Raw genomic sequence first — 22,894 nt, forward strand, 5'->3', positions numbered from 1 at the left:
CCTAGAGGTTCTTCACGAAACCGGCGTCGATCAGGAGCCGGTTGAAGCGGCGGGCTTCCGCGCCGCTCTTGCAGGCATAGAATACACCCTTGCAGCGCATCATGATGTTCTTCTGTTCCTCGAACGAGGGATCGAGCGGAATTCCCGCGGCTTCCTGGATCACCAGCGGCAGATAGGGCGCGTCGATGGTTTCCATCACCGCCGGGCTCTTCACCGGTTCGAAATTGAGGGTGTCGATCGCATAATAGGTGGCGAAATAACGCGGGTCGTAACTCTCGAATTTCTTGCCGACGCCGGCCTCGTCGAGGCCGGGATCGAGGATATTCGAGGAGAATTCCGGCTGATGATCGCCATAGCGCACGATCAGGAACGGCTGCGCCGGAAATTTCTTTTTCAACCCCGCCACGAATGCCGAATAGTCGTCGGCGCTCATGGTCTGCCGGCGCAGATACTCATCGACTTTCGGCTCATTGCCGGGCCGCGACCAGGACGGCGTCAGTTCGGGGCGAAACCGCTTCTCCCAGGGGAAGTGATTGGCGGCGAGGTAGACGAAGATGAACTGCGGCTTCGCCGGCGCTTCCTGCGACAACAGGTTCAGCGCCTTGTCGTAAAAGAAGCGGTCGGGCTCGACGCCCCTGGCGCCGAGATCGCGCGCGTCGAGGAAGTTCTGGATCCCGGTGGTGGTGTGGAATTGCCGCGCGCTCATGAACGCGCCATGGGCCGGATAGAGCGACGTCGTGCTGTAGCCGCAGCGGCGCAGCGCCAGCGGCAGTCCGCGCTCGACGCGGCCCGCGGCGATGCGGGTCACGAAATAGGAAAACCGGCCGAACGAGCGCGACGATAGCCCGGCCAGCACATTGTATTCGGTGAACCAGCTCGCCCCGCCGCTGCTCTCGGCCATGAAGGTGCGCGACTTGCCGTCGGACGATTTGAAGTGACTGCCATAGCCCGCGGGAACCTTGATGCCCCTGGCCTGCCGAATGTCGAAACTCGACTCGTCATGGATCATGATGATGTGGGGCCGCCGCCCCGTCGGCGCGCAGGATTCCTCCAGCGGCACCTTGAGGCGCCCGGCGGCAACGGCGTCGGATTCCATGAAGCCGTAATTGAAGAAATCCGACACCGCGGTGACGCCGGAGCGGGAGAATTTCGACAAATAGCCGTCGTCGTAATAGCCGCGCCAGGGCTGCTCGGGCCACGCATAGGAATATCCCACCAGCGCGGCCAGGCAGGCCAGCTTGCAGGCCAGCGCCGGCAGCCGGCGAATCCGGAACGGGTCCAGCCACCACAGCGCGTACATCAACGGGAGGATGACGGCAGCCGCGCCGACCACGGACCAGCGCAGATTGGGGAAGATCGTAAACAGGAACGCCGCGCTGTCGCGGTCGATCACCATGACGTCGATGAAATTCGCGGTCATCTGCACGATGCCGTGCTTGAGCTGCGACAGCAGGATCAGCACCACCACCAGGGTCAGCGACAGCGCGCCCGACAGCGCCGGACGCCGCAGCAACGCGATCCAGAAGCAGTTCAGCAGACCCCAGGACAGCAGGAAACCGAGCCGCGCCCCGAAGTCGTTTTCGGTCTGCAGCATCAGGCCGATCGCCGCCAGATGGGGGGCCGCCACGGCAAGCAGCCGCCAGAACCCTACCGAGGCAAGGCCTGCGGCGGCGACGGTGGCGACGGGACCTGGATTTGGCGCGGGCGCCATGGACGGGACGCAACTATACCCGGCACTGCCTTTGAGCCTTGGCTGGCGATGACCAGGAGACGGACGTCGCATCCGGAGCCTGCGACGTGTCATAAAAATGTAGGGGAAACGTCATGAACGCGCAATGAATTTACCGGCGGCGTGAATGAGCAATCTTTGCACATGGACCGCCGGGGTCAGGACGCGGGTGTCAGCGACGTGGCTACCCTCCCGCGGAGGGGAGAAGCCCCGCCCCGCCCTATTGCTTGCAGGGGGCCGGCGTCTTCGCGGCGGCTTCGGCTTCCGTCCGGGTCTTGTAGACCGCGTCGCTGGCGACGGTGATGTTCAGGGTATCGGTATGCGGCAATTTGTCGACCACCGTGCAATTCCGGGTCAGCGCGTTGAGCACGACATAAAATGCCGGGTTGGTCCTGTCCATCTGGGCAAAGCCTGGGCGGCTCAGCGTCAGCAGCAGGACGACGCACATCAGGCTTCGGGTCATCGTTACCTCCGTTTCATGTTCCCCGGGCGGGCGGCTCGGCCGGTTCCGACCGGATACGACGTCACGCACATCGAAAAAGGCCCCGGCGGTTGCCGGGGCCCTTGGCTGATGGCCGCTGACGGTTCAGGCGACGAACGGAACGCCGTAATAGTCGTTCACCGCGCGGGTGCGGGATGTGTCCGACCAGTTCCAGCTGTTGTCGTTGCCGTATCGGGGCGCGCCTTCGAGCTGCTTCTGCGTGATGCCCGTGACGTAGCCTCCCAGATTGGTGTCGTATTTCAACGACTGCCAGGGCAGCGGATAGTGATCATCGCCGATGCCCAGGAAACCGCCGAAGCTCAACACCGCGTAGGAAACCTTGCCGCTGATCTTGTCGATCATGACACGCTCGATGGTTCCGATTTTCTCGCTGTCGGCGCCGTAAACGGCGGTTCCTTCGACCTTGTCGCTGCCGATCAGATTTCCTGTCTCTCTGGATTCAATTGCCATCTCTCGTCCTCCTCTATGGTGTCGACGAAAAACGGCTGCGCCAAAAATTTGTTCCGGGAACATTCAAAGCGGAGATGACGGGAACATCAATGCTTCGCGATGCCCTCGATGAACAGATCGAGGATCGCCTCGGCGGTCAGAGCGGCCTCTTCCTCTGCGATGCCCCAGCGCGGAAAGTGCCCATCGATGTTCATGCGGGCAAAGCCGTAGACCAGAGCGCGGCCGGCAATCTGGACCCGTTTCAGGTCGCCGCTGCGCAGTTGGCCCAACGCATACGCATCGGCCAGTGTGCGCTCAGTGAAATCGATCACTTCGGCATTGTCCCGCGACAGGTCGCTCGCCTTGTCATGGACAAAATAGCGGCCGCTCGAGATGATCTCGAAATGCGCCGGGTTGCGCATCGCCCAGCGCAGATAGGCCAGACCCAGCGCGCGAAACCGCGCCAGCGGGTCAGCCTCCGGCACTTCAGCCAGCGCGGCTGATATCTCGGCCCGGAAGCGCTGCTGCGCTTCGCCGGCCACCGCCGTCATCAGGGCGTCGCGGCTCGGGAAATGCCGGAACGGCGCTCCCGGCGACACCCCGGCGCGGCGCGCCGCCTCGCGCACGCTGACCGCTGCCGCGCCACCCTCGCCGGCCAGCTGCAGCGCGGCCTCGATCAGCACGCGCCTGAGGTCGCCGTGGTGATAAGGCTTCGGCGGCGCTGCCGGATCTTTGGCTGCCCGGCGTTTTGGCGCGGCGGTGGCGGGCATGGCTATGGCCTAACCAAAAATCTTGAAAACAACCCCATGAACAGAATGCCTAGTCGTACCCCAGCCTGATTCCATCAACATCTAGCATCACCCGATCGTGAATGTAAGCACTGCATACACGGATTGACGGCTGACCCGAGCCAAATGTAACCAGTGATTACATTATCCTCGGGAGCAAGCCATGATGCCATCTCATCGCCAAAACTGGTTCGAAGGCTGGCGGCTGTTCGCCGTGCTCACCCTGGTGCTCGTGGCCTTGAGTGCCGGGGTCGCGGGCATGCGGGGCTTCGAGGTCGACGGCGTCCGCATGGTGATCCGCTTCACTGCGCGCACCTCGCTGCTGTTCTTCTGCCTCGCCTTCAGCGCCGCGGCGCTGGCGAAGCTGTGGCCCAATGCCTGGACGCGGTGGCAGCGCCGCAACCGGCGTTATCTCGGCGTGACCTTCGCGGCGTCGCACGGCATCCACGCCGCCGCCATCGCCTGCTTTGCCCTGATGGATCCGGTCGGCTACGCCGCCGCCACCAACGCCGCGTCCTATATCTTCGGCGGCATCGGCTATGCCTTCATCATCGCGATGGCCGCGACCTCGTTCGACCGCACCGCGGCGGCGATCGGCCCGCGCGCCTTTCGCATCCTGCATCTCACCGGCGGCTATTATCTGCTGTTTCAGTTCACGGTGTCGTTCGGCAAGCGGATTCCCGACATGCCGCCGTACGCGATGTTCCTGATTCCGCTGCTGGCGGTGTTCGCGCTGCGGATGATCGCGATGACATCGGCGCGGACGCCGCGCACGGTGCGGGCGAGCTAGCGGCCAATGCCTTGCCTCACGCCTTCGGCATCAACCCGAGACGCTTGGCGATGATCCGGTCGATCATGCGCTTCGGCAGCACGGAGCCGATCAGCTGCTGCACCGGATCCGGCGTGATCTGGTAGCGCACTTTCGGGCTCGCCGACGTCAGGGCGTCGGCGATTACTTCCGCGATCTTCTCCGCCGGCAATCCGGTCTCGCCGAGTTGCAGCATGAATTTGCGGATTCGCTGCAGCGCCGGGAAGTACGGCGAGTTCTGGTAGACGGAAATGTCAGTCTCCTCGGCCTTGCTCCAGATCGGGGTCTTTACCGGACCGGGGGCGACGATGATGACGTCGATGCCGAACAGCATCAGTTCGCGGCGCAGGCTTTCCGACAGCCCCTCGACCGCGTGCTTCGACGCCACATAGGGCGCGGTCAGCGGTGCGCCGACCTTGCCGGAGACCGAGCTGATCATCACGATCCGCCCCTTCGGTCCCGTCAGCGACGGATCGGATCCGAGCAGCGGACCGAACGCCTGCGTGGCGATGACAGGCCCGATGACGTTGACTTCCATCTGGCGGCGGAATTCGTCGGCCGCGAGTTCCAGCAGCGGCCCCGCGACCGCGATGCCGGCATTGTTGACGAGGCCACTGAGCGTTTTGCCATTCAGCGCGGCGCGAACCTCGCGCGCCGATGCCAGCACCCCGGCCTCGTCGGTGACGTCGAACAGCAGCGGCGTGAAATTGGCGCCGAACTCACTTTTGAGACGCTCGGCGTCGGCCTGCTTGCGCACGCTGCCGAACACGCGAAAGCCGCGGTCGAGCAGCAGTTTTGACGTAGCCCAGCCGATGCCGGTGGAGGCCCCGGTGATGACGACGGATTGCATGGTTCCCTCCTGGTCGAGGGAACCTTGTAGTACGCATCTGGCGCAACGCAACCGGCTGACGATGCTGGCTTTTCGCCTTTTCAGCACAATCGGGTGACGGGCCCGGGACGCGCCAACTCAAAAATCGGGCGGAATGGACGGAATTGATGTGGATCATGGTTCCGGGTTCCGAACATGACAAACTTGGTTTTATCACCGCCCGGACCTTGGCAATCGCCGGTGACTGAGAGCCCGCGCTCCCGCCCGATCATGGGGGGCATCATGTCGCAAATTCAGCCCATCGGGGCGTGTCCCGCCCCGTTCCGCTGCCGTTTCGGAATGACGACGAACGAGCCTAACGGCCGCGAGTTCTGCGTGTTTGAGTTTCCAGGGTGCGAGGGGTGCCCGAATGCCCCGCATACCATGAAGACGGTCGGGGATTCAGAAGACCCGTTGAAAGCCGCGGCGTGGCGGGCATGGCTGGCGCTTGGCTTGCGTGCACGGTTCTAGTCTTCCTCACAACCGGGCGTGGCGCCGGTTCGATTTTGATCCGAAGCGCGCAACCAACTGACGGCCAGTTCGTTACCGGTCACCCCAACGGAGGAAATCCCCCATGCGCGTGTTCGTTCTCGCCGCGATGTTGCTCGCTTCGTCGACCCTCTGTTCATTCGCCCAGGAGCCGGGAAAAGCGCCGGCCGCAGCGCCACAAGCCGGAGCCCCGGCCCAGACCGATCAGAACGCCCCGCCAACGCCGGATCAAAAAGCCGGCCGCGAGCAACAGAAGTCCGATAACCGCGAGATGGGTCCGGACTGGAAGATGCGCCGCAGCGACGGCGACCGCATGGGTCGCGATGATCGCGAGACCGGCCACGGCGGCATGATGCATCGTGGCGACGGCGACCGCATGGGCCGCGATGACCGCGAGACCGGCCACGGCGGCATGATGCGTCGTGGCGACGGCGACCGCATGGGCTACGATCGCGACAAGGATCGTGGACGATATCACGAGCGCGGCGAGCGCTACTGGGACGATGCCGACCGGGAAAGGACCTACCGGGGATATGCCGACGCAGACCGGCCGCGGCGCCGCGTAAAAATCTGCGTCGAGTACGACAATGGCGAAGAATATTGCCGCTACAGGCAGTAGTGGCGCCGGCAAGCGACCCTTGCAGCGGGCGCGGACGGATCAGCGGGCGACTGAAACCACCCGCGCCCGCGACCTCACTGATTTGATTTCGCGCAAGGCGCTCGTTGCAGGAAGCCGTTAGCTCAAACATCACGCCTGCCATCTGGAGCCACCTGCGATGCGAAAAATTCCGAGCCTGTCGATCTCGCCGGAGAAAGTGTTCTTCATCATCGCCAAGTCACGCCAGTCCGACGGCAAAGCTGATCAGCCGGATCTGACCGCCGATACGGGCGACGACATGCCTGAGGATCACGGCAACAGCACCGATCGTTCCGAGCTTTCCGGCTTCATTCGCGGCTTGAACGTCGACGAGCAGATTGAACTCGTCGCCCTGATGTGGCTCGGCCGCGGTGACGGCGATCTCGACAGCTGGCGCGATCTGCACGCCGAGGCCTCACGTGCCCACAACAACCGTACGGCATCCTACCTGATCGGGACGCCCATGCTGGCGGACTATCTGGAGGAGGCGCTGACGCAGTTCGGCAAGTCATTTGAGGACTTCGAAGAACACCTTTGATCGTCACGTCCAGCTACCCTCTTGGCGACGACGACTGCTGGTCCTGGAGACGCACGAGTACCGCGATCAGGTCCTCTTGCCTGAAGGGCTTTTTCAGCATCGGCCGGTCGGCATAGCCATCGCGCAACCCGTGACCGGTGTTTCCGGTCACGTAGAAAAAAGGTACGCCGCGCGCGGCAAGCGCCTCCGCCACCGGATGGCTGTCTCTGCCATTCAAATTCATATCCAGCATGGCGACGTCGAAGGCTTGCGCGGCAATCAGGGCGAGGGCCTCGTCGACCGTCGCCGCAGAGCTGAGCGACTTGCACCCAAGGTCGGTCAGTATGTCTTCGATCATCATGACAAGCAGCATTTCATCCTCGACGACGAGAACCTGCCGACAGGAAAGCAGTCTATCCATCACGGGCAGTTCCGGGCAGCGGGATGCTCATGGTGCAGACGAGGCCGTCCGGCCGGTAGTCGAGATGCGCGTTTCCTGCGAGCTCATGGGCCAGACCACGCTCGATCACCCGCGATCCGAACCCCTTATGTGCGGGCGGCGTGACCATGGGACCGTCTTTCTCCTGCCATTTCAGGAGCAGCCGGCTGCCAGCCGGCGTCGTCTCGATGGTCCACTCGATCAGGATTGATCCCGCCGCGTTGGCCAATGCACCGTATTTCACGGCGTTCGTTGCGAGCTCGTTGAACGCAATGCCGAGGGCCAGGGCGGCCTTTGGCGGGAAACGGATGTTCTCGCCCGTGATCGCAATCCGGTCCGTCCGACCGCCCGCGGCCACGAATGGTTCCACGGCATCGTGAACGATGTCGTACAGCCCGGCACTTTCCCACTTTTCGCGGGTCAGCAGGTCGTGCGACCGCGAGAACGCAAACAGACGGGATTCGATGGAGTCCCGGATGGTCGCGGGATCGGAGGAGGTTCGCAACGTCTGGCGGACAATCGATTGCACCGTCGAAAGGGTATTCTTGACGCGATGGTTCAGTTCGTCGATCAGCATCCTCAGCTGGACTTCATTCTCCTTTTGTCTGGTGAGATCGACCATCGAGGCAAAATACTGAACGATGTCGCCGTCCTCGTCGCGAACCGGGCTGATGAAGACCACGGACCAGAATTCGCTTCCATCCTTGCGGCGATAAAGAAGTTCTGCCCCGCCATTCGACGCCCCCTCGAATTCGGTCTTGATCCGCGCCAGCGCCTCGGCGTCGGCGCTGTGGGCCAGCAGAAAATTGAAACTCTTGCCGAGAACCTCTTCGCGCCGGTAGCCGGTTAGAGAGAGAAAGCTGTCATTGGCAAAGATGATCGGGTTGTCGGGTTCCGTCGCATCCGTAAACACCATCGCCATTCGGGTTGTCTCGGCGGCAACGACAAACGGACCGAGGTCCTTCCGAAAGCCTTCGACTTCGGCCTCGGCGCCTTTCTGATGGTCAGACCTGGTTGTTATTTCCGACATGCCACCGGTCGATCTGCTGACAGACGCTGTCATGACCACGTCGTCCCGAACCAAACGCAACAGCTCACGGCGGTCGGCGGACTTGGCCCCTGCGACACGCCGGGGCGACACTTGCTCAATCAACCATTGCCCGCCATCAAGGGCAAGGATGCCGATAACCGTCGTAGCCAAGATAGGTCCCGGAATACGGGTCATAGGACCTGTAGCGCTGCGCACAATAAGCCACGGCGCCGCCACCGACATAGGGCGGCGGTGCGACGACGTAGGCCGGACCGTAATAGCCGGGGTATCCATAGTAGCCGGGGTGCCCGTAATAGCCGTAGGGCTGCGCTGCGCCAATCATCGCCCCGCCGATCAGCGCGCCAGCGATGCCAAGCCCAATGGCAGGGCCATAGCCGCGACGATATCGCACCGTCTCCACCAAAGGTTCCACCGTGCTTTGCAGCATCCGCGGCGATCCGATCGGCGCCGCTGCCGCAGGTGCGACGGTCCAAAGTGTCGCAACTGCCAGCGCGGCAAGAACAACGCCAGACGATTTCGTCATTTCAACAACTCCCGGAAATTGGCCAGGGGCAAGCCCTGCTCAGAGCATTGTCAGACGGCGGCAGCCCGGTGGTATTGACCTAGCTCAACAACCCCTGACAGTGACGATAATGCGACATAAGCGCCCGGAATCGCCGCATTGCCAATGAAACGGCCGCAATTGATCTGAGCGGTAGACGACATAGGGTGCTATAGTCGCGGATGCTCGAAACCGATCTTCACGAAGACCAGCACCGTTTTCACGGCGGCGCAGCACCCCCGCAGGACTTTCTCGCGGCGGAGAATGTCAGCCTTCGGCTGCTGCTGGCGCAGGCGGAAATCAACGCCCAGGAATTGCTCGACCAGGCCGGCATCGACGCCCGCGAGCGCGCAGCGTCCGACAAGCTGCAGAAGCTGATCCTGGAAGAACTGCACCACCGCATCAAGAACACGCTGGCGACGGTCAGCGCCATTGCCTCGCAGAGCCTGCGCAACGTGGCCGGCGCCGAGCACGCGCAGCACGCCATCGAAGGCCGGCTGCTGGCGCTGGGACGGGCGCACGATTTGCTGCTGCAGGCGCGATGGAGCAGCGCCGATCTCGAAAAAATCGTGCGTGGCGCCACCGAAGCCTTCGACGATCCGGATGCGGTGAAATTCTCGATTGCGGGACCGCCTATCCGGATCGCCTCGGGCGCCGTGATTGCCATTGCGATGACGCTGAACGAACTCTGCACCAACACCACCAAGTTCGGCGCCCTGTCGATCCCGAACGGCCGCGTCGACATTGCATGGACCGTCGACGAAACCGCGCAGCGGCTGCGCCTGACCTGGACCGAAAGAAACGGGCCCGCGGTGCAGCCGCCTGCCCGGCAGAGCTTCGGCACCCGCCTGATCGAGACCCTCGGCAGGCAACTCAGGGGCGATGTCAAATTGACCTATGAACCCACCGGCTTCGTCTACGCGTTCGACGTGCCGCTGGCATCGGTGACGCCGGCAGCCGCCGGATAGAACAGCGGAATTCCCGTCAGGCAACAGCCGATTTTGGCCGTCGCGCGATCGCCTTTCGCAGCGCCTCGAATATTCTGATATCCCCGGACTGCGCGACATTGAACCGCAGGAAGCTGGTTGCCGATTGCGACAGGCTGAACGCGTTGCCGGGGGCGAGAACGATGTTCTCGGCCAGTGCCTCCCTGGCCACATCCGCCGCATCGATACCGTCAGGCAGCCGGCTCCATAGAAACATGCCGGCCTGAGGCTCGAGCCACGGTTCGATGCCGAGAGATTTCAGCCTTGTGTTCACCTCGCCCATGGCACGGGACAGGCGGAGGCGCAGCCCTTCCATGTGTTTGCGGTAGCTGCCATCCCGCAAGACATTGAGAACCAGTTCTGCGGCGAGGCGACCGCCACCGAAGGAGGTGGCGATCTTCAGGTCGATCAGTCCCTCAATCCAGTCGGGGCGTGCGGCAATGAATCCGCAGCGCGCCGACGCGGACAATGTCTTGGAGAAGCTGCCGATATGGACCACCCGATCGAGGCCGTCGAAGGCCGCCAGCCGGGGCGCCAGCGTGTGCTCGAAATCGGCGAAGATATCGTCCTCGATAATGGTCAGGCCGAACTGTTCGGCCAGCTTCAAGACCCGGTGCGCCGTCACTGGCGATAGCGTGGCCCCGGTCGGGTTGTGGATGGCCGAGTTGGTGATGTAGAGCCGCGGCCTGTGCTCATGCAGCGCCTGGGCGAAGCGCGCCATATCCGGCCCCGCCGGCGTATAGGGCACGCTGACGATGCGGGCGCGATGGGCGCGCAGCAGCGCATGGAAATTGAAATAGCAGGGATCGTCCACCAGTACGGTGTCATCCGGCTCGAGCAGGAACCGGCATAACAGATCGATCGCCTGCGTCCCCGACTCCGTGAGGATGATCTGGTCCGGCGAAGCTTCGATGCCGCGGTCGCCCATTCGCCGGGCGATCAGCTGGCGCAAGGGCGGCAGTCCGAGCGGGGCGCCGTAGTCGGCCAAAACAGGACCATTGGCCCGCGACAGCGTTCGAAGGGCGCGGCGCATGCCGTCTTCCGGCAACCAGGACGGCGGCAGCCAGCCGCAACCCGGTTTCAGATCGCTATCTCCTGATGCCAGCGATTGGCGCGAGACCCAGAACGGATCGATCGCCCGATCCAGTTTCGGCCCGATCTCCGACAGCGCCAGAGGCGCCGCCTGGCTGGCCACGTAGAACCCGGATCCGGGGCGCGACTGGATCACCCCTTCGGCGACCAGCCGCTCATAGGCCTCGACCACCGTGGACATCGACACCTGCATGGTGCCGGCAAAGGACCGGATCGACGGCAGTTTATCGCCTGACGTCAGGCTGCGGCCGGCAATGCGCTGCCGTATCGCGGCCATGACGGCTGACAGGCGCGTCCCGCTTTTTGCTGCTTCGCTCATCCGTATTGAACCTGATACCATAACAGTTTCCCCAAACCGTATCGGACTGTCTCTGGGATTTCCAGCCGCCACCCTTGATAAGGTCGATCACTGGGGTTTTCAGATGGACCGGATGGCGAGCGGATGGATCAATGGATTCATCGGGATGGTGATCTTCAGCGGATCGCTCCCGGCCACGCGCGTTGCGGTGATCCAGTTCGACCCGGTCTTTCTGACGGTCGCGCGCGCCGCGATCGCCGGCGTGCTGGCGCTCGGCCTGCTGTTACTGTTCAGGGAAAAGCGCCCCTCGCGCGGCGATCTCGTCTCGCTCGTGATCGTCGCCCTCGGCGTCGTGGTCGGCTTTCCCTTGCTGACGGCACTGGCGCTGCAGCACATCAGCTCGGCGCACTCCATCGTCTTCATCGGACTGCTGCCTCTATCGACGGCGATCTTCGGCGTGCTGCGCGGCGGCGAGCGGCCGAAGCCCGCATTCTGGATATTCTCCGCGCTCGGCAGCGCATTGGTGGCCGGCTTCGCACTGATGCAGGGGCTGACGGCGTCCGCTACCGGCGATGCCTTGATGCTGGCCGCCATCATCGTCTGCGGGCTCGGCTATGCCGAGGGCGCGAAGCTTTCCCGCACGCTCGGCGGCTGGCAGGTGATCTCCTGGGCGCTCGTGCTGTCGCTGCCAGCGATGATCGCGCTGCTGATTTACTGCATGCCGCCGAGCTTTTCCGGCATCGCGTGGCCGGCCTGGCTTGGCCTCGCCTATGTCTCGCTGTTCAGTATGTTGATCGGTTTCGTCTTCTGGTATCGCGGCCTTGCCCAGGGCGGCATCGCCGCCGTCGGCCAATTGCAATTGCTGCAACCCTTCTTCGGTCTGGCGCTGGCGGCCACGCTGCTGCATGAACCCGTGACCTGGATGATGCTGGTCGTCACCCTCGCCGTCATCCTGTGCGTGGTGGGCGCGCGAAAATTCGCCAGCCAGGATCGAGCGGCAGGCTGATGGTACGTCCCGCCGGCGGCCGCGCCCTGTATTTCTACGGAGTTCCAACTTAACGCTGATGTAGGGCCGCGGCGGCCATTGTGCGGTTTCCATTCCTGCAACACCAACAGATCGCTCCGGAAACGATGGCGCTACAGGCGGATCAATCCATCATCGCCGAACTCGAGGACGCCGTCAGAACCGGCTCGCCCGCGGAGCGGGTCGAAACGCTTCGACAGGTGACCAACCTGTTCCTGAATGATGGCGCGCGCCTCAACGAGGATCAGGTCAAGGTCTTTGACGACGTCATGTGCCTGCTGATCGCCCGTGTCGAAAGCCGCGCCAGGGCCGATTTCGGCAAGCGCCTGGCGCCGGTTGCGTTCGCGCCGCCGGGAGTGATTCAGCACCTGGCATGGGATGACGAAATCGCCGTGGCTGGCGACGTGCTGGCGCAGTCCACCCGCCTCAAGACCAGCACGCTGGTGGAGATCGCGCGCAAGAAGGGGCAGGACCACCTGCTGGCGATCTCGGGCCGCAGCAATCTGCCCGAAGCCGTCACCGACGTGATCATCGATCGCGGCGAGCACAAGGTCATCAAGAAGCTCGCCACCAATGCGAGCGCGCGCATTTCCGAGGCCGGCTACACCGGCATCGTGGCGCGGGCCGGCGGCGATGACGAACTCACCGAGATCCTCGGGCTGCGCATCGACCTTCCGATCAAGTTCCTGCGCGACCTGTTGCGGCGCGCCAGTGGCGCAGTGCGCGCCAAGCTGGCGGCGATCGCGTCGCCGGAACTGCGGGAGGAGATCAAGCGGGTGCTGCAATCGATCCTCGGCGAAGACGACGAGGATAATTCGTCGACGCGGGATTTCGGTCCCACCGAGAAGTTCATCAAGCTGAAGAAGGAACTGAACGAGCTCGACGACGCCGCCGTCTTCCTGTTCGCCGAAGCCGGAAAATTCGATGAGGTGATCGTCTCTCTCGCCGTTCTCAACGACGCGCCGACCGAAATGATGGCGCGGCTGCTGGAGGGGCCCCGCGCCGACCTGATCCTGATTCCCTGCCGGTCAGCCCGCCTGAACTGGCCGAGCGTCGAGAGCATCCTTCGCAACCGGCCGATGCCGGCGCCGATCAACGCCCAGACGCTGGCGCTGGCGCAGCGCGACTACCGCAAACTGTCGATGGAAACCGCGCAGCGCACGGTGCGCTTCTGGCAGCTGCACAACAAGATCGAGAAGTAGCGTGGCCGAAGCCCTGCCTTCCAGAACCCTCCACAAGGAAAATGACCGACGCGGACACAAGCGACCGCGTCGGCCAGTCCGGGGAGACGATCAGAAGAAGCCGAGCTTCCTGGCGCTGTAGCTGACGAGCAAATTCTTCGTCTGCTGGTAATGGTCGAGCATCATCTTGTGGTTTTCGCGTCCGATGCCGGACTGCTTGTAACCGCCGAACGCCGCATGCGCGGGATAGGCGTGGTAGCAGTTTGTCCACACCCGGCCGGCCTGGATGGCGCGGCCGAAGCGGTAGGCGCGATTGGCGTCGCGCGTCCATACGCCTGCGCCAAGGCCGTAATGGGTATCGTTGGCGATTGCGAGCGCCTCCTCGTCATCCTTGAAAGTGGTGACGGAGACAACCGGCCCGAAGATCTCCTCCTGGAATATCCGCATCTTGTTGTGACCGCGGAAAACCGTCGGCTTGACGTAATAGCCGCCGGCGAGATCGCCCGGCAGTTCGTTGCGCGAGCCACCCGTCAGCACCTCGGCGCCCTCCCGCCGGCCTATATCGAAATACGACAGGATCTTCTCGAGCTGCTCCGAGGAGGCCTGCGCGCCGAGCATGGTAGCCGGATCGAGCGGGTCGCCCTGGACGATCGCCTGCACGCGCTTGAGCGCCCGCTCCATGAAGCGGTCGTAGATCGACTCGTGGATCAGCGCTCTGCTCGGGCAGGTGCAGACTTCGCCCTGGTTGAACGCGAACATCACGAAACCTTCGATCGCCTTGTCCAGAAAATCGTCGTCCTCCGCCGTCACGTCGCTGAAGAAGATGTTGGGCGATTTGCCGCCGAGTTCGAGCGTCACCGGAATCAGGTTCTGGCTGGCATACTGCATGATCAGCCGGCCCGTGCTGGTTTCGCCCGTGAAGGCAATCTTGGCGATCCGCTGGCTCGAGGCGAGCGGCTTGCCGGCCTCAAGACCGAAACCGCTCACGATGTTGAGGACGCCGGCCGGCAGCAGATCGCCGATCAGGTCCGCCCAGACCAGGATCGAAGCCGGAGTCTGCTCGGCCGGTTTCAGCACCACGCAGTTGCCCGCGGCAATCGCGGGAGCCAGCTTCCAGCATGCCATCAGCAGCGGAAAGTTCCAGGGAATGATCTGGCCGACCACGCCGAGCGGTTCGTGGAAGTGATAGGCGACCGTATCGTGGTCGATCTCGGAGAGGCTGCCCTCCTGTCCTCGAATGGCGCCGGCGAAGTAGCGGATATGATCGATCGCGAGCGGCACGTCGGCCGCGGTGGTCTCGCGAATGGGCTTGCCGTTGTCCCAGGTTTCCGCCAGCGCGAGCAGGTCGAGATTTTCCTCCATGCGATCGGCGATCTTGTTGAGAATGATCGCGCGTTCCGCGACGCTGGTGCGACCCCATGCCTCCCGGGCCGCATGGGCGGCGTCGAGCGCCGCCTCGACATCGCCGGCGTCCGAGCGGGCCACTTCGCAAAGCAGGCGGCCATTCACGGGAGAGAAGTTTTCGAAGTACCTGCCGGCACGCGGCTCGACCCACTTGCCGCCGATGAAGTTGCCGTAGCGCTTTTCGAAAGGAATCTTGGTGGTGCGCGAAAATTCTACCTTGTTCACGGTCATCCTCCTGCAAAGAGCGGCGCTTGATGCGGCGCTTTGACTGAGGCATGTCGGACCAGGGCCTTGTTGTCAGCCCCTCGAAACCGGATCGCCGGCGCAACTGTCTCAGTCCTGAGACGGTCGAAGGGATAAATCTCAGTGGGCGCGCTGAAGGTCGAGGCGCTGCAGCTTCCGGTACAGCGTAGCGCGGCTCATGCCCAGCGCTCCCGCCGCGGCTGTGACATTGCCGTCCGTGCGCGCAAGCGCCCGCTGCAACACCCCGCGCTCGGCGGCGGCAAGGTTCTCCGATCCCCGGCTAGAGGGGCCGAGAAGATCGGCTGCGGGCGGCGATTTCCGCAGGCATGCCTGCGAAATCCCGAGTGCCTGACGGGCCGCGCGGGTGGCTCCGATGACGAGATCATCCGCGTCGACTGCAATCAGGGCTCTTGCCGCCTTGTCGGCGACGGGAACATCGAGAATGCGCGCCTGCGGGTAGGCCAGACGAAAATATTCGGCCTCGATCCGCGATGCCGCATCGCTCACCGCCACCGCAATGAGATTGACGAATCCCTCGGTCAGATCGGCCCGGCAGGACGACACGTCGAGCGCGGCGATGAGATGTCCTTCATGGTCGAAAATCGGGGCGGTGGTGCAACTCAGCAGGGTGTTGCGCGTGTGAAAATGCTGGTCGCGGTGGATGGTCATGGTGCGTTGCTCGGCCAGGCACGTACCGATGCCGTTGGTGCCTTCGCGCTCCTCGCTCCAGATTGCGCCCGGCCACAGCCCCCAGGAACAGAACGTCGCATCGTCGCCAGGCGCACCGCGCCGTTCGACAGGGACACCTTGCCGGTCGGCCAGCAGCACGCAACAGCCGACGCCCCCGACCGCAAGGTAGAGCCTGTCGAGACTCGGCTGGGCGGCCTGGACGAGGGGCTCGATCTGTTGCCGAGCCCTCCGAAGTTCGGAATCGGTCAGCCGGTCAGGCGCTTTCCTTTCGGCCGGATCGAGCCCGTGCAGGCTGGAGGACCTACGCCAGGAGGCGATCAGCGCGGATTTGGCTGCGCCGTTCGAAGCAATGGCAGCCTGGATGCGATCGGCGTGACAGGCAGTTGAATTTGCCGGCATTTGCTCCTCCCGAATTCGGATTCACGCTTGTCGGTCTTGTCGATCTTGCGATCCGCCAACTTCACGGCCGGCAAGGTATTCCGGGACGCCGCCGCCTTGTCAATTCGTCGGAAGACCAAGACCCGGCGGCGCCGTCGATGACGGCGCGACCTGAACACCGGGTTGGCAAGGCAAATTGCGACGGCGAAGCCGGCGTAATCGATCGCTCAGGCCGCGCGCACCGTATCCAGGAACCTGCCGACCTCCTGCTTGAGGCGGTTGCTTTCGAACGAAAGCGACTGCGCCGACGTCAGAACCTGCGACGATGCCGACCCGGTCTCGCTGGCGCCGCGTTGCACGTCGGTGATGTTCGACGAAACCTGCTGGGTGCCTTGAGCCGCCTGCTGGACGTTACGGGCGACTTCCTGGGTGGCGGCGCCCTGCTCCTCGACCGCGGATGCGATGGTCGACGAGATCTCCGAAATCTGGCCGATGCCGGCGCCGATCAATGAACAATCGCTGGCGCTGGCGCAGCGCGACTACCGCAAGCTGTCGATGGAAACCGCGCAGCGGACGATGCGCTTCTGGCAGCTGCACAACAAGATAGAGAAGTAGGGGCTGCGGGACCTGCGTGTACGCTCCCTCAACGTCGTCCCGGCGAACGCCGGGACCCATACCGCGTGATCTCTCGATGAAGAGATGCTGTTGGACGACCTTGTCGCAACCACGAACGACCGGGATTATGGGTCCCGGCGTTCGCCGGGACGACGATAGATCCGGGATCTGCAGCGCACCGCAAGTGCGCTGCAGATCCTGATAGCCACCTCAGTTCTTGGTCTTGTCGACCAGCGCGCCCTTCTTGATCCACGGCATCATGTCGCGGAGCTTGGCGCCGACTTCCTCGATCGGGTGCTGCGCCAGCTTGGCGCGGGTGGCCTTGAACGAGGTCTGGTTGACCTTGTTCTCCAGCATCCAGTCGCGGGCGAACTTGCCGCCCTGGATGTCCGCCAGCACGCGCTTCATCTCGGCCTTTGTCTCGGCGGTGACGATACGCGGGCCGGTGACGTATTCGCCGTATTCGGCGGTGTTGGAGATCGAGTAGTTCATGTTGGCGATGCCGCCTTCATAGATCAGGTCGACGATCAGCTTCACTTCGTGCAGGCACTCGAAATACGCCATCTCGGGCGCATAGCCGGCTTCCACCAGGGTCTCGTAGCCGCCCTTGATCAGCTCGACCAGGCCGCCGCACAGCACCACCTGCTCGCCGAACAGATCGGTTTCGCATTCTTCCCTGAACGAGGTCTCGATGATGCCGGCACGGCCACCGCCGATTGCCGAGGCGTAGCTGAGGCCGAGGTCGTGGGCGTTGCCCGAAACGTCCTTGGCGATCGCGATCAGGCAGGGCACGCCGCCGCCGCGCTGGTATTCCGAGCGCACGGTATGGCCCGGGCCCTTCGGCGCGATCATCAGCACGTCGAGATCGGCGCGCGGATCGAGCAGGTTGAAGTGGACGTTGAGGCCGTGCGCGAACACCAGGGCGGCGCCCTTCTTCATGTTGTCGTGCATGTGCTCGCGATAGATGTCACCCTGCAATTCGTCGGGGGTCAGCATCATCATCAGGTCGGCCCATTTGGCGGCTTCGGCGACTTCCATCACCTTGAAGCCGGCGGCTTCCGCCTTCTGGGCGGAGGCCGATCCCTTGCGCAGCGCGATCGCGACGTCCTTGACGCCGGAATCCTTCAGGTTCAGCGCATGGGCGTGGCCCTGGCTGCCATAGCCGACGATGCAGACCTTCTTGCCCTTGATCAGGTTCAGGTCGGCGTCGCGATCGTAATAAACACGCATGGTCGTTCCCTCATAGGTGGCCAGATCGGCCGGTTAATCAGGCTTTTAGGTGGTCAGGACCGCCGGTCGCCCGCGAATTTCCGGGGTTGTCTAGAGCATTTTCCCCCTCAGGGGAAATCCGTTTCTGCATGGCCCGGTGCGGCATCATGCGTCCATGAACACCGGGTAGAGCGAGGCCAGCAGCAATAGCGCCATGACGATGTTGAAGGCCCGCACCGCCCGGGGCGAGGTCAGGATCGGCCGCAGCCCGCTGCCGAACAGCGCCCAGGCCGAACAGGACAATGTTCCCAGGAGCAGGCTGAGCAGGACCTGGATGACGATATTCCAGGGAAAGCCGGCAATGCCGGCATAGGCGGTGATGGTGCCGATCACCATCACCCAGCCCTTGACGTTGATCCACTGGAACATGGCCGCGCCCCAGAACGTCATCGGCCCGCGCGCATTGTCCTGGTCCGGTGTGGTCGGTCCGGACATCGCGATATGGACGGCGAGATAAATCAGATAGGCGACCCCGGCATATTTGAGGATCGCCTGCAGCACCGGATAGGTGATGAAGATGGTGCCGAGGCCAAGGCCCACGGCCCCGATCATGAAGGCAAAGCCGATGGTGATGCCCGCGACATGCGGCAGCGTGCGGCGGAAGCCATAGGTCAGCCCCGACGACAGCAGCATGATGTTGTTCGGCCCCGGCGTGAAGAACATCACGGTGGCGAAAATCACGAAGGCGATCAGCAGCGACTGCGACACGCTAGCCCTGCTCGCCGGGTTTCGGCTTGCGCAGCAGATAGGTGCCGTGCAGCGGCGCGTGGTAATCGGCCGACACCAGCGTGAAGCCGACGTCGGTCAGCATGCGCTCGATCACCCAGCCGAAGGTGGAATATTCGTCGCGCATGTGGGTGACGACGCTGTCGCGATCGAACTCGTGGTTCTTGATGCTGAAATCGGCCCATGCCTCGACGTCGCGGTCGACGCCGTCGGGCATGCTGACGAACACGATGTCGCGCAGGTAGAAATTCGCGCCCGGTTTCAGCGCGGCATAGATTCGCGCCAGCGCCACCGCTTTCCAGAAATCGGGCAGGTGATGCAGCGCGAATTCGCTGACGATCAGATCATATGAATTGGGCTGGTAGGCAAAACTCAGCAGGCCCGCGGGCTGGGTCCGGAGCGCGACCTTGCGGTCGCTGGCCTGGATTTTGGCCAGCGCCAGCATCGCCGGCGAAATGTCGATGGCATCGACGTCGGCGCCCATCAGCGCCGCCTCGACCGCCAGCACGCCGTTGCCGCAGCCGATATCGGCCACCCGCCAGCCGCGCTGCACGCCGAGCATGGACAGCGCCGCGCGGGTGCGAACGTCGCTGTTGTCGTGGCGGTCGTAGATCGAGGCGACCGCGGAATCCAGTCCGAGGCGACGCCGTTGCGTGTAGTACCAGTCGCGCGCCAGCATGGCCTCACATCCCCTCGGGCCCGCGAACGATGGCGGCGACGCCGGTGCGCGAAACCTCGACGAGGCCGAGCGGGCGCATCAGGTCGATGAACTGGTTGATCTTGGCGGAGTTGCCGGTGATCTCGAACACGAAACTCTCGATGGTAGCGTCGATGACGCGGGCGCGAAATGCCTCGGCGAGGCGCAGCGCCTCGACCCGGTGCTCGCCGGTGCCGCGCAGCTTCACCATCGCCAGCTCGCGCTCGATCGAGCGGCCCGTCAGCGTCATGTCGACGACGCGGTAGACCGGAATCATGCGATCGAGTTGATGCTTGATCTGTTCGATCACCATCGGCGTGCCCGTGGTGACGATGGTGATGCGGGAGACGTGTTTCTGGTTCTCGGTTTCCGAGACGGTGAGGCTTTCGATATTGTAGCCGCGGCCGGAGAACAGCCCGATGACGCGCGCCAGCACGCCCGGCTCGTTCTGCACCAGCACCGAGAGCGTGTGCGTCTCGATTGGATCGTGGCGCTCTTCCATGAAATAGGCGGATGCGGGCTGGTTCATTTCAAGTCCTCGTAGGTCCCTCGTCATGCCCGGGCTTGTCCCGGGCATCCACGTCTTGCTTCCTGTTGCGCAGATCAGACGTGGATGGCCGGGACAAGCCCGGCCATGACGGCTCTCTGCTTCTCACACCGCCATCCGTTGAGCCGAAACCGTTTCCGGCATGACCCAACTACGAAACAACTCAAAATCGATATTGCCGCCGCTCAGGATCAGGCCGACCCGCTTGCCGCGGAGTTTTGCCCGTTCCTGCAGCGCGGCGGCGAGCGCCGCGGCGCCGGCGCCTTCGGCGAGATTGTGCGTATCGGTCCAGTAGGCGCGGATCGCGCTCGCGACCTCGTCGTCGCTGACCTGCACGATGCGCGAGCAGCCCTTGCGGATGATCGCGAGTGCATCCGGATCGGGCACGCGCGTCGCCATGCCATCCGCCAGCGTATTGCTGCTCTCGGTGGTCACGACCGTGCCGGCCGCAAAGGACAGCGCGTAGGACGGCGCTTCGGTCGATTGCACGCCGACGATTTCGGTTCTGAGGCCGAGGAGGTCGCGCGCCAGGATGCAGCCGCAGACGCCGGAGCCCTGCCCGATCGGCACGTAGAGCACGTCGATATCCCCGGCCTTCCGGAACAGTTCGAGCGCGTAGGTCGCGACGCCCAGCACCAGATTGCGGTGAAACGCCGGCACGATATGAAATCCCGTGGCAGCGGCGCGGCGAATCGCTTCCTCGCGCGCGGCCTGGAAATCCTCGCCATGCTCGACGAGATCGGCGCCGAGCGCCCGCATCGAGTTATTTTTCTCGACGGAATTGCCCTGGGGCACGTAGATCGTCACCGGCATGCGGTAACGGCCCGCGGCATAGGCCAGGCTCTGGCCGTGATTGCCGCGCGTGGCCGAGATGATGCCGATGGTGTCGGGCGCCTCATGCTTCAGGCGATCGAGATAGACCAGCCCGCCGCGCACCTTGAATGCGCCAATCGGCGTGTGGTTCTCGTGCTTGACGATGACATCGGCGCCGAGCCGCTCCGACAGCAACGGCCACGCCAGCGCCGGCGTCGGCGCCATCGCCGCGCCGACGACGCCGTGGGCGTGTTCCAGTTGCTGCAGGTCAAACATCGGCGGCCTGCCTTTACACCAGCGCCTTGCCGCCGGCGAAGGCGGCGGCGGTGGCTTCGTCGTTGGCTTCCGCCGGCAGCAGCATTTCGTTATGCGCCTTGCCGGAGGGGATCATCGGGAAGCAGTTTTCCAGCGCCGCCACCCGGCAGTCGAACAGCACCGGGCGCCTGACGTCGATCATCTCCTGGATGGCGCCGTCGAGGTCGCCGGGTTTGGTCGCGCGGATGCCGACGCAGCCGAAGGCGTCCGCCAGCTTGACGAAATCCGGCAGCGCTTCGGAATAGGTGTGCGACAGCCGGTTGCCGTGCAGCAACTGCTGCCACTGCCGCACCATGCCCATATACTGGTTGTTCAGGATGAAGATCTTGATCGGCAGTTCATACTGGATGGCCGTCGACATCTCCTGCATCGTCATCTGCACCGAGGCATCGCCGGCGATGTCGATCACGAGGCTGTTCGGGTGCGCGACCTGAACGCCGACCGCCGCCGGCAGGCCGTAGCCCATGGTGCCCAATCCGCCCGAGGTCATCCAGCGGTGCGGTTCCTCGAAGCCGAAGAACTGCGCCGCCCACATCTGGTGCTGGCCGACCTCTGTCGTGATGTAGGTATCGCGCCCGCGCGTCATTTCGAACAGCCGCTCGATGGCGTATTGCGGCAGGATGATATCGCTGTTCTTCTTGTACGACAGCGAGTTGCGCGCCCGCCATTTCGCGACTTCCTGCCACCACGGCTTGATATCCGGCCGCTTCGCCTCCGCCTTGAACACCTGCAACAGGTCGCCCAGCACGTTGGCGCAATCGCCGATGATCGGAACGTCGACGCGGATGTTCTTGTTGATCGAGGACGGATCGATATCGATGTGGATCTTCTTGGAGTTCGGCGAGAACGCATCGGTGCGGCCGGTGATGCGGTCGTCGAAGCGCGCGCCGACGCACAGCATGACGTCGCAATCATGCATCGCCATGTTGGCTTCGTAGGTGCCGTGCATGCCGAGCATGCCGAGCCAGTTCTTGCCGGAGGCCGGATAGGCGCCGAGGCCCATCAGCGTCGAGGTGATGGGGAAGCCGGTGACTTCGACCAGCTCGCGCAGCAGCCTGGAGGCTTCGGGGCCGGAATTGACCACGCCGCCGCCGCTGTAGATCACCGGGCGCCTGGCGGAGGCCAGCAGCGCCACCGCCTTGCGGATCTGCCCGGCGTCGCCCTTCAGCCGCGGCGTATAGGACAGATGAACGTCGGACTTGCGCGGCGGGTGATAGGTGCCGGTGGCGAACTGCACGTCCTTCGGCACGTCGACCACGACCGGGCCGGGCCGGCCGGAGCTCGCGACGTAAAACGCCTCGTGCAGCACTTTGGCCAGATCGTTGACGTCGCGCACCAGCCAGTTGTGCTTGGTGCAGGGCCGGGTGATGCCGACGGTGTCGCATTCCTGGAACGCGTCATTGCCGATCAGATGGGTCGGCACCTGACCGGTGATGCACACCAGCGGGATCGAATCCATCAGCGCGTCGGCCAGAGGCGTCACCATGTTGGTGGCGCCCGGCCCCGAGGTCACCAGCACCACGCCCGGCTTGCCGGTGGAGCGCGCATAGCCCTCGGCGGCGTGGCCGGCGCCCTGCTCGTGCCGCACCAGGATGTGCTCGACGTCGCTCTGCTGGAACAGCTCGTCATAGATCGGAAGCACCGCGCCGCCGGGATAGCCGAAGATGTGCTGGACGCCATGATCGATCAGCGCGCGGACGATCATCGCTGCGCCGGTCATCTGGTTCGGATCGTGGCTGGTGTCGCTCATGGCTTGCTCCGGATGCGCTGTGGTCAGCGGCTTTCTTCAGTTGGCTGTTGGGAAAATAAAAAGGGGCC

Annotated in this window: 24 protein-coding genes and 1 pseudogene; 7 read left to right on the forward strand and 18 right to left on the reverse strand. The window is 63.8% G+C overall.

Annotation, left to right across the window (positions count from 1 at the left end; genetic code table 11):
• Nucleotide 1: 1 nt before the first annotated feature.
• From Q7U29_RS24420 to Q7U29_RS24435, 4 genes are all read right to left on the reverse strand, one after another.
• The gene (locus Q7U29_RS24420; protein WP_304745637.1) at nt 2–1,711 is read right to left on the reverse strand and encodes a sulfatase-like hydrolase/transferase; all 1,710 of its coding nucleotides are present in this window, start codon (nt 1,709–1,711) and stop codon (nt 2–4) included.
• A gap of 238 nt (nt 1,712–1,949) precedes the next feature.
• Nucleotides 1,950–2,192 carry a hypothetical protein gene (locus Q7U29_RS24425; RefSeq protein ID WP_304745639.1) on the reverse strand — a complete coding sequence of 81 codons (243 nt, stop codon included), beginning with the start codon at nt 2,190–2,192 and terminating at the stop codon, nt 1,950–1,952.
• Nucleotides 2,193–2,315: 123 nt separating this feature from the next.
• The gene (locus Q7U29_RS24430; RefSeq protein ID WP_304745641.1) at nt 2,316–2,681 is read right to left on the reverse strand and encodes a PRC-barrel domain-containing protein; all 366 of its coding nucleotides are present in this window, start codon (nt 2,679–2,681) and stop codon (nt 2,316–2,318) included.
• Between the two features lie 86 nt (nt 2,682–2,767).
• On the reverse strand, nt 2,768–3,430 hold the full coding sequence (locus Q7U29_RS24435; protein ID WP_304745643.1) for a TetR/AcrR family transcriptional regulator: 663 nt from the start codon (nt 3,428–3,430) through the stop codon (nt 2,768–2,770).
• 184 nt (nt 3,431–3,614) lie between these two features.
• Between Q7U29_RS24435 and Q7U29_RS24440 the strand changes: the two genes are divergently transcribed.
• On the forward strand, nt 3,615–4,238 hold the full coding sequence (locus Q7U29_RS24440) for a hypothetical protein (RefSeq protein ID WP_304745778.1): 624 nt from the start codon (nt 3,615–3,617) through the stop codon (nt 4,236–4,238).
• 16 nt (nt 4,239–4,254) lie between these two features.
• Here Q7U29_RS24440 and Q7U29_RS24445 read toward each other — a convergent pair whose 3' ends face one another.
• Nucleotides 4,255–5,106, reverse strand: coding sequence for an SDR family oxidoreductase (locus Q7U29_RS24445; protein WP_304745645.1), 852 nt, complete (start codon nt 5,104–5,106; stop codon nt 4,255–4,257).
• A 592-nt stretch (nt 5,107–5,698) separates the two neighbouring features.
• On the opposite strand from Q7U29_RS24445, the gene Q7U29_RS24450 reads away from it, so the two are divergent.
• Entirely contained in the window at nt 5,699–6,232 is a 534-nt protein-coding gene (locus tag Q7U29_RS24450) for a hypothetical protein (protein WP_304745647.1), read from the forward strand.
• Between the two features lie 157 nt (nt 6,233–6,389).
• Nucleotides 6,390–6,788: a DUF3775 domain-containing protein gene (locus Q7U29_RS24455; protein WP_304745648.1), complete on the forward strand. Its 399-nt coding sequence runs from the start codon at nt 6,390–6,392 to the stop codon at nt 6,786–6,788.
• A gap of 13 nt (nt 6,789–6,801) precedes the next feature.
• Here Q7U29_RS24455 and Q7U29_RS24460 read toward each other — a convergent pair whose 3' ends face one another.
• The 3 genes from Q7U29_RS24460 to Q7U29_RS24470 are packed head-to-tail and all read right to left on the reverse strand — an operon-like array spanning nt 6,802 to nt 8,780.
• Nucleotides 6,802–7,188 carry a response regulator gene (locus tag Q7U29_RS24460; protein WP_304745650.1) on the reverse strand — a complete coding sequence of 129 codons (387 nt, stop codon included), beginning with the start codon at nt 7,186–7,188 and terminating at the stop codon, nt 6,802–6,804.
• Nucleotides 7,181–8,407 carry an HWE histidine kinase domain-containing protein gene (locus Q7U29_RS24465; RefSeq protein ID WP_304745652.1) on the reverse strand — a complete coding sequence of 409 codons (1,227 nt, stop codon included), beginning with the start codon at nt 8,405–8,407 and terminating at the stop codon, nt 7,181–7,183. The genes Q7U29_RS24460 and Q7U29_RS24465 overlap by 8 nt, the downstream gene beginning before the upstream one ends.
• The gene (locus Q7U29_RS24470; RefSeq protein ID WP_304745654.1) at nt 8,373–8,780 is read right to left on the reverse strand and encodes a BA14K family protein; all 408 of its coding nucleotides are present in this window, start codon (nt 8,778–8,780) and stop codon (nt 8,373–8,375) included. Before Q7U29_RS24470 ends, Q7U29_RS24465 begins: the two co-directional genes overlap by 35 nt.
• Before the next feature lie 200 nt (nt 8,781–8,980).
• Here Q7U29_RS24470 and Q7U29_RS24475 point away from each other — a divergent pair, with 200 nt between their 5' ends.
• Nucleotides 8,981–9,766, forward strand: coding sequence for a sensor histidine kinase (locus Q7U29_RS24475; protein ID WP_304745657.1), 786 nt, complete (start codon nt 8,981–8,983; stop codon nt 9,764–9,766).
• A gap of 16 nt (nt 9,767–9,782) precedes the next feature.
• Here Q7U29_RS24475 and Q7U29_RS24480 read toward each other — a convergent pair whose 3' ends face one another.
• Entirely contained in the window at nt 9,783–11,216 is a 1,434-nt protein-coding gene (locus tag Q7U29_RS24480) for a PLP-dependent aminotransferase family protein (protein WP_304745659.1), read from the reverse strand.
• 82 nt (nt 11,217–11,298) lie between these two features.
• On the opposite strand from Q7U29_RS24480, the gene Q7U29_RS24485 reads away from it, so the two are divergent.
• A complete protein-coding gene (locus Q7U29_RS24485) occupies nt 11,299–12,180 on the forward strand; it encodes a DMT family transporter (protein WP_304745661.1) in 882 nt (293 codons plus the stop codon).
• A gap of 125 nt (nt 12,181–12,305) precedes the next feature.
• Complete coding sequence (locus tag Q7U29_RS24490) at nt 12,306–13,400, forward strand: DUF2336 domain-containing protein (RefSeq protein ID WP_304745663.1); 1,095 nt, start codon at nt 12,306–12,308, stop codon at nt 13,398–13,400.
• 90 nt (nt 13,401–13,490) lie between these two features.
• Here Q7U29_RS24490 and adh read toward each other — a convergent pair whose 3' ends face one another.
• From adh to Q7U29_RS24505, 3 genes and pseudogenes are all read right to left on the reverse strand, one after another.
• Complete coding sequence (gene adh / locus Q7U29_RS24495) at nt 13,491–15,008, reverse strand: aldehyde dehydrogenase (RefSeq protein WP_304745664.1); 1,518 nt, start codon at nt 15,006–15,008, stop codon at nt 13,491–13,493.
• A gap of 138 nt (nt 15,009–15,146) precedes the next feature.
• A complete protein-coding gene (locus tag Q7U29_RS24500; RefSeq protein WP_304745666.1) occupies nt 15,147–16,115 on the reverse strand; it encodes a GAF domain-containing protein in 969 nt (322 codons plus the stop codon).
• A 206-nt stretch (nt 16,116–16,321) separates the two neighbouring features.
• A pseudogene (locus tag Q7U29_RS24505) lies at nt 16,322–16,600 on the reverse strand (methyl-accepting chemotaxis protein); the annotation flags it as partial.
• Here Q7U29_RS24505 and Q7U29_RS24510 point away from each other — a divergent pair.
• A complete protein-coding gene (locus Q7U29_RS24510; protein WP_304745668.1) occupies nt 16,587–16,709 on the forward strand; it encodes a hypothetical protein in 123 nt (40 codons plus the stop codon). The pseudogene Q7U29_RS24505 and the gene Q7U29_RS24510 overlap by 14 nt on opposite strands.
• A 210-nt stretch (nt 16,710–16,919) precedes the next feature.
• Here Q7U29_RS24510 and ilvC read toward each other — a convergent pair whose 3' ends face one another.
• The 6 genes from ilvC to Q7U29_RS24540 form a co-directional block, all read right to left on the reverse strand.
• The gene (gene ilvC, locus Q7U29_RS24515; protein WP_304745670.1) at nt 16,920–17,939 is read right to left on the reverse strand and encodes a ketol-acid reductoisomerase; all 1,020 of its coding nucleotides are present in this window, start codon (nt 17,937–17,939) and stop codon (nt 16,920–16,922) included.
• Nucleotides 17,940–18,083: 144 nt separating this feature from the next.
• Nucleotides 18,084–18,686 carry a LysE family translocator gene (locus Q7U29_RS24520; RefSeq protein ID WP_304745671.1) on the reverse strand — a complete coding sequence of 201 codons (603 nt, stop codon included), beginning with the start codon at nt 18,684–18,686 and terminating at the stop codon, nt 18,084–18,086.
• A 1-nt stretch (nt 18,687) separates the two neighbouring features.
• The gene (locus Q7U29_RS24525; RefSeq protein ID WP_304745673.1) at nt 18,688–19,383 is read right to left on the reverse strand and encodes a class I SAM-dependent methyltransferase; all 696 of its coding nucleotides are present in this window, start codon (nt 19,381–19,383) and stop codon (nt 18,688–18,690) included.
• 4 nt (nt 19,384–19,387) lie between these two features.
• Nucleotides 19,388–19,930, reverse strand: coding sequence for an acetolactate synthase small subunit (ilvN, locus tag Q7U29_RS24530; RefSeq protein ID WP_304745675.1), 543 nt, complete (start codon nt 19,928–19,930; stop codon nt 19,388–19,390).
• 123 nt (nt 19,931–20,053) lie between these two features.
• Nucleotides 20,054–21,037, reverse strand: a complete 984-nt coding sequence (locus Q7U29_RS24535; RefSeq protein WP_304745677.1) for a threonine dehydratase — start codon at nt 21,035–21,037, stop codon at nt 20,054–20,056.
• A gap of 13 nt (nt 21,038–21,050) precedes the next feature.
• Nucleotides 21,051–22,826: an acetolactate synthase 3 large subunit gene (locus tag Q7U29_RS24540; RefSeq protein ID WP_304745679.1), complete on the reverse strand. Its 1,776-nt coding sequence runs from the start codon at nt 22,824–22,826 to the stop codon at nt 21,051–21,053.
• Between the last annotated feature and the right edge of the window lie 68 nt (nt 22,827–22,894).

The organism is Bradyrhizobium sp. (assembly GCF_030654605.1).
In the GTDB taxonomy this organism is placed as follows: Bacteria; Pseudomonadota; Alphaproteobacteria; order Rhizobiales; family Xanthobacteraceae; genus Bradyrhizobium.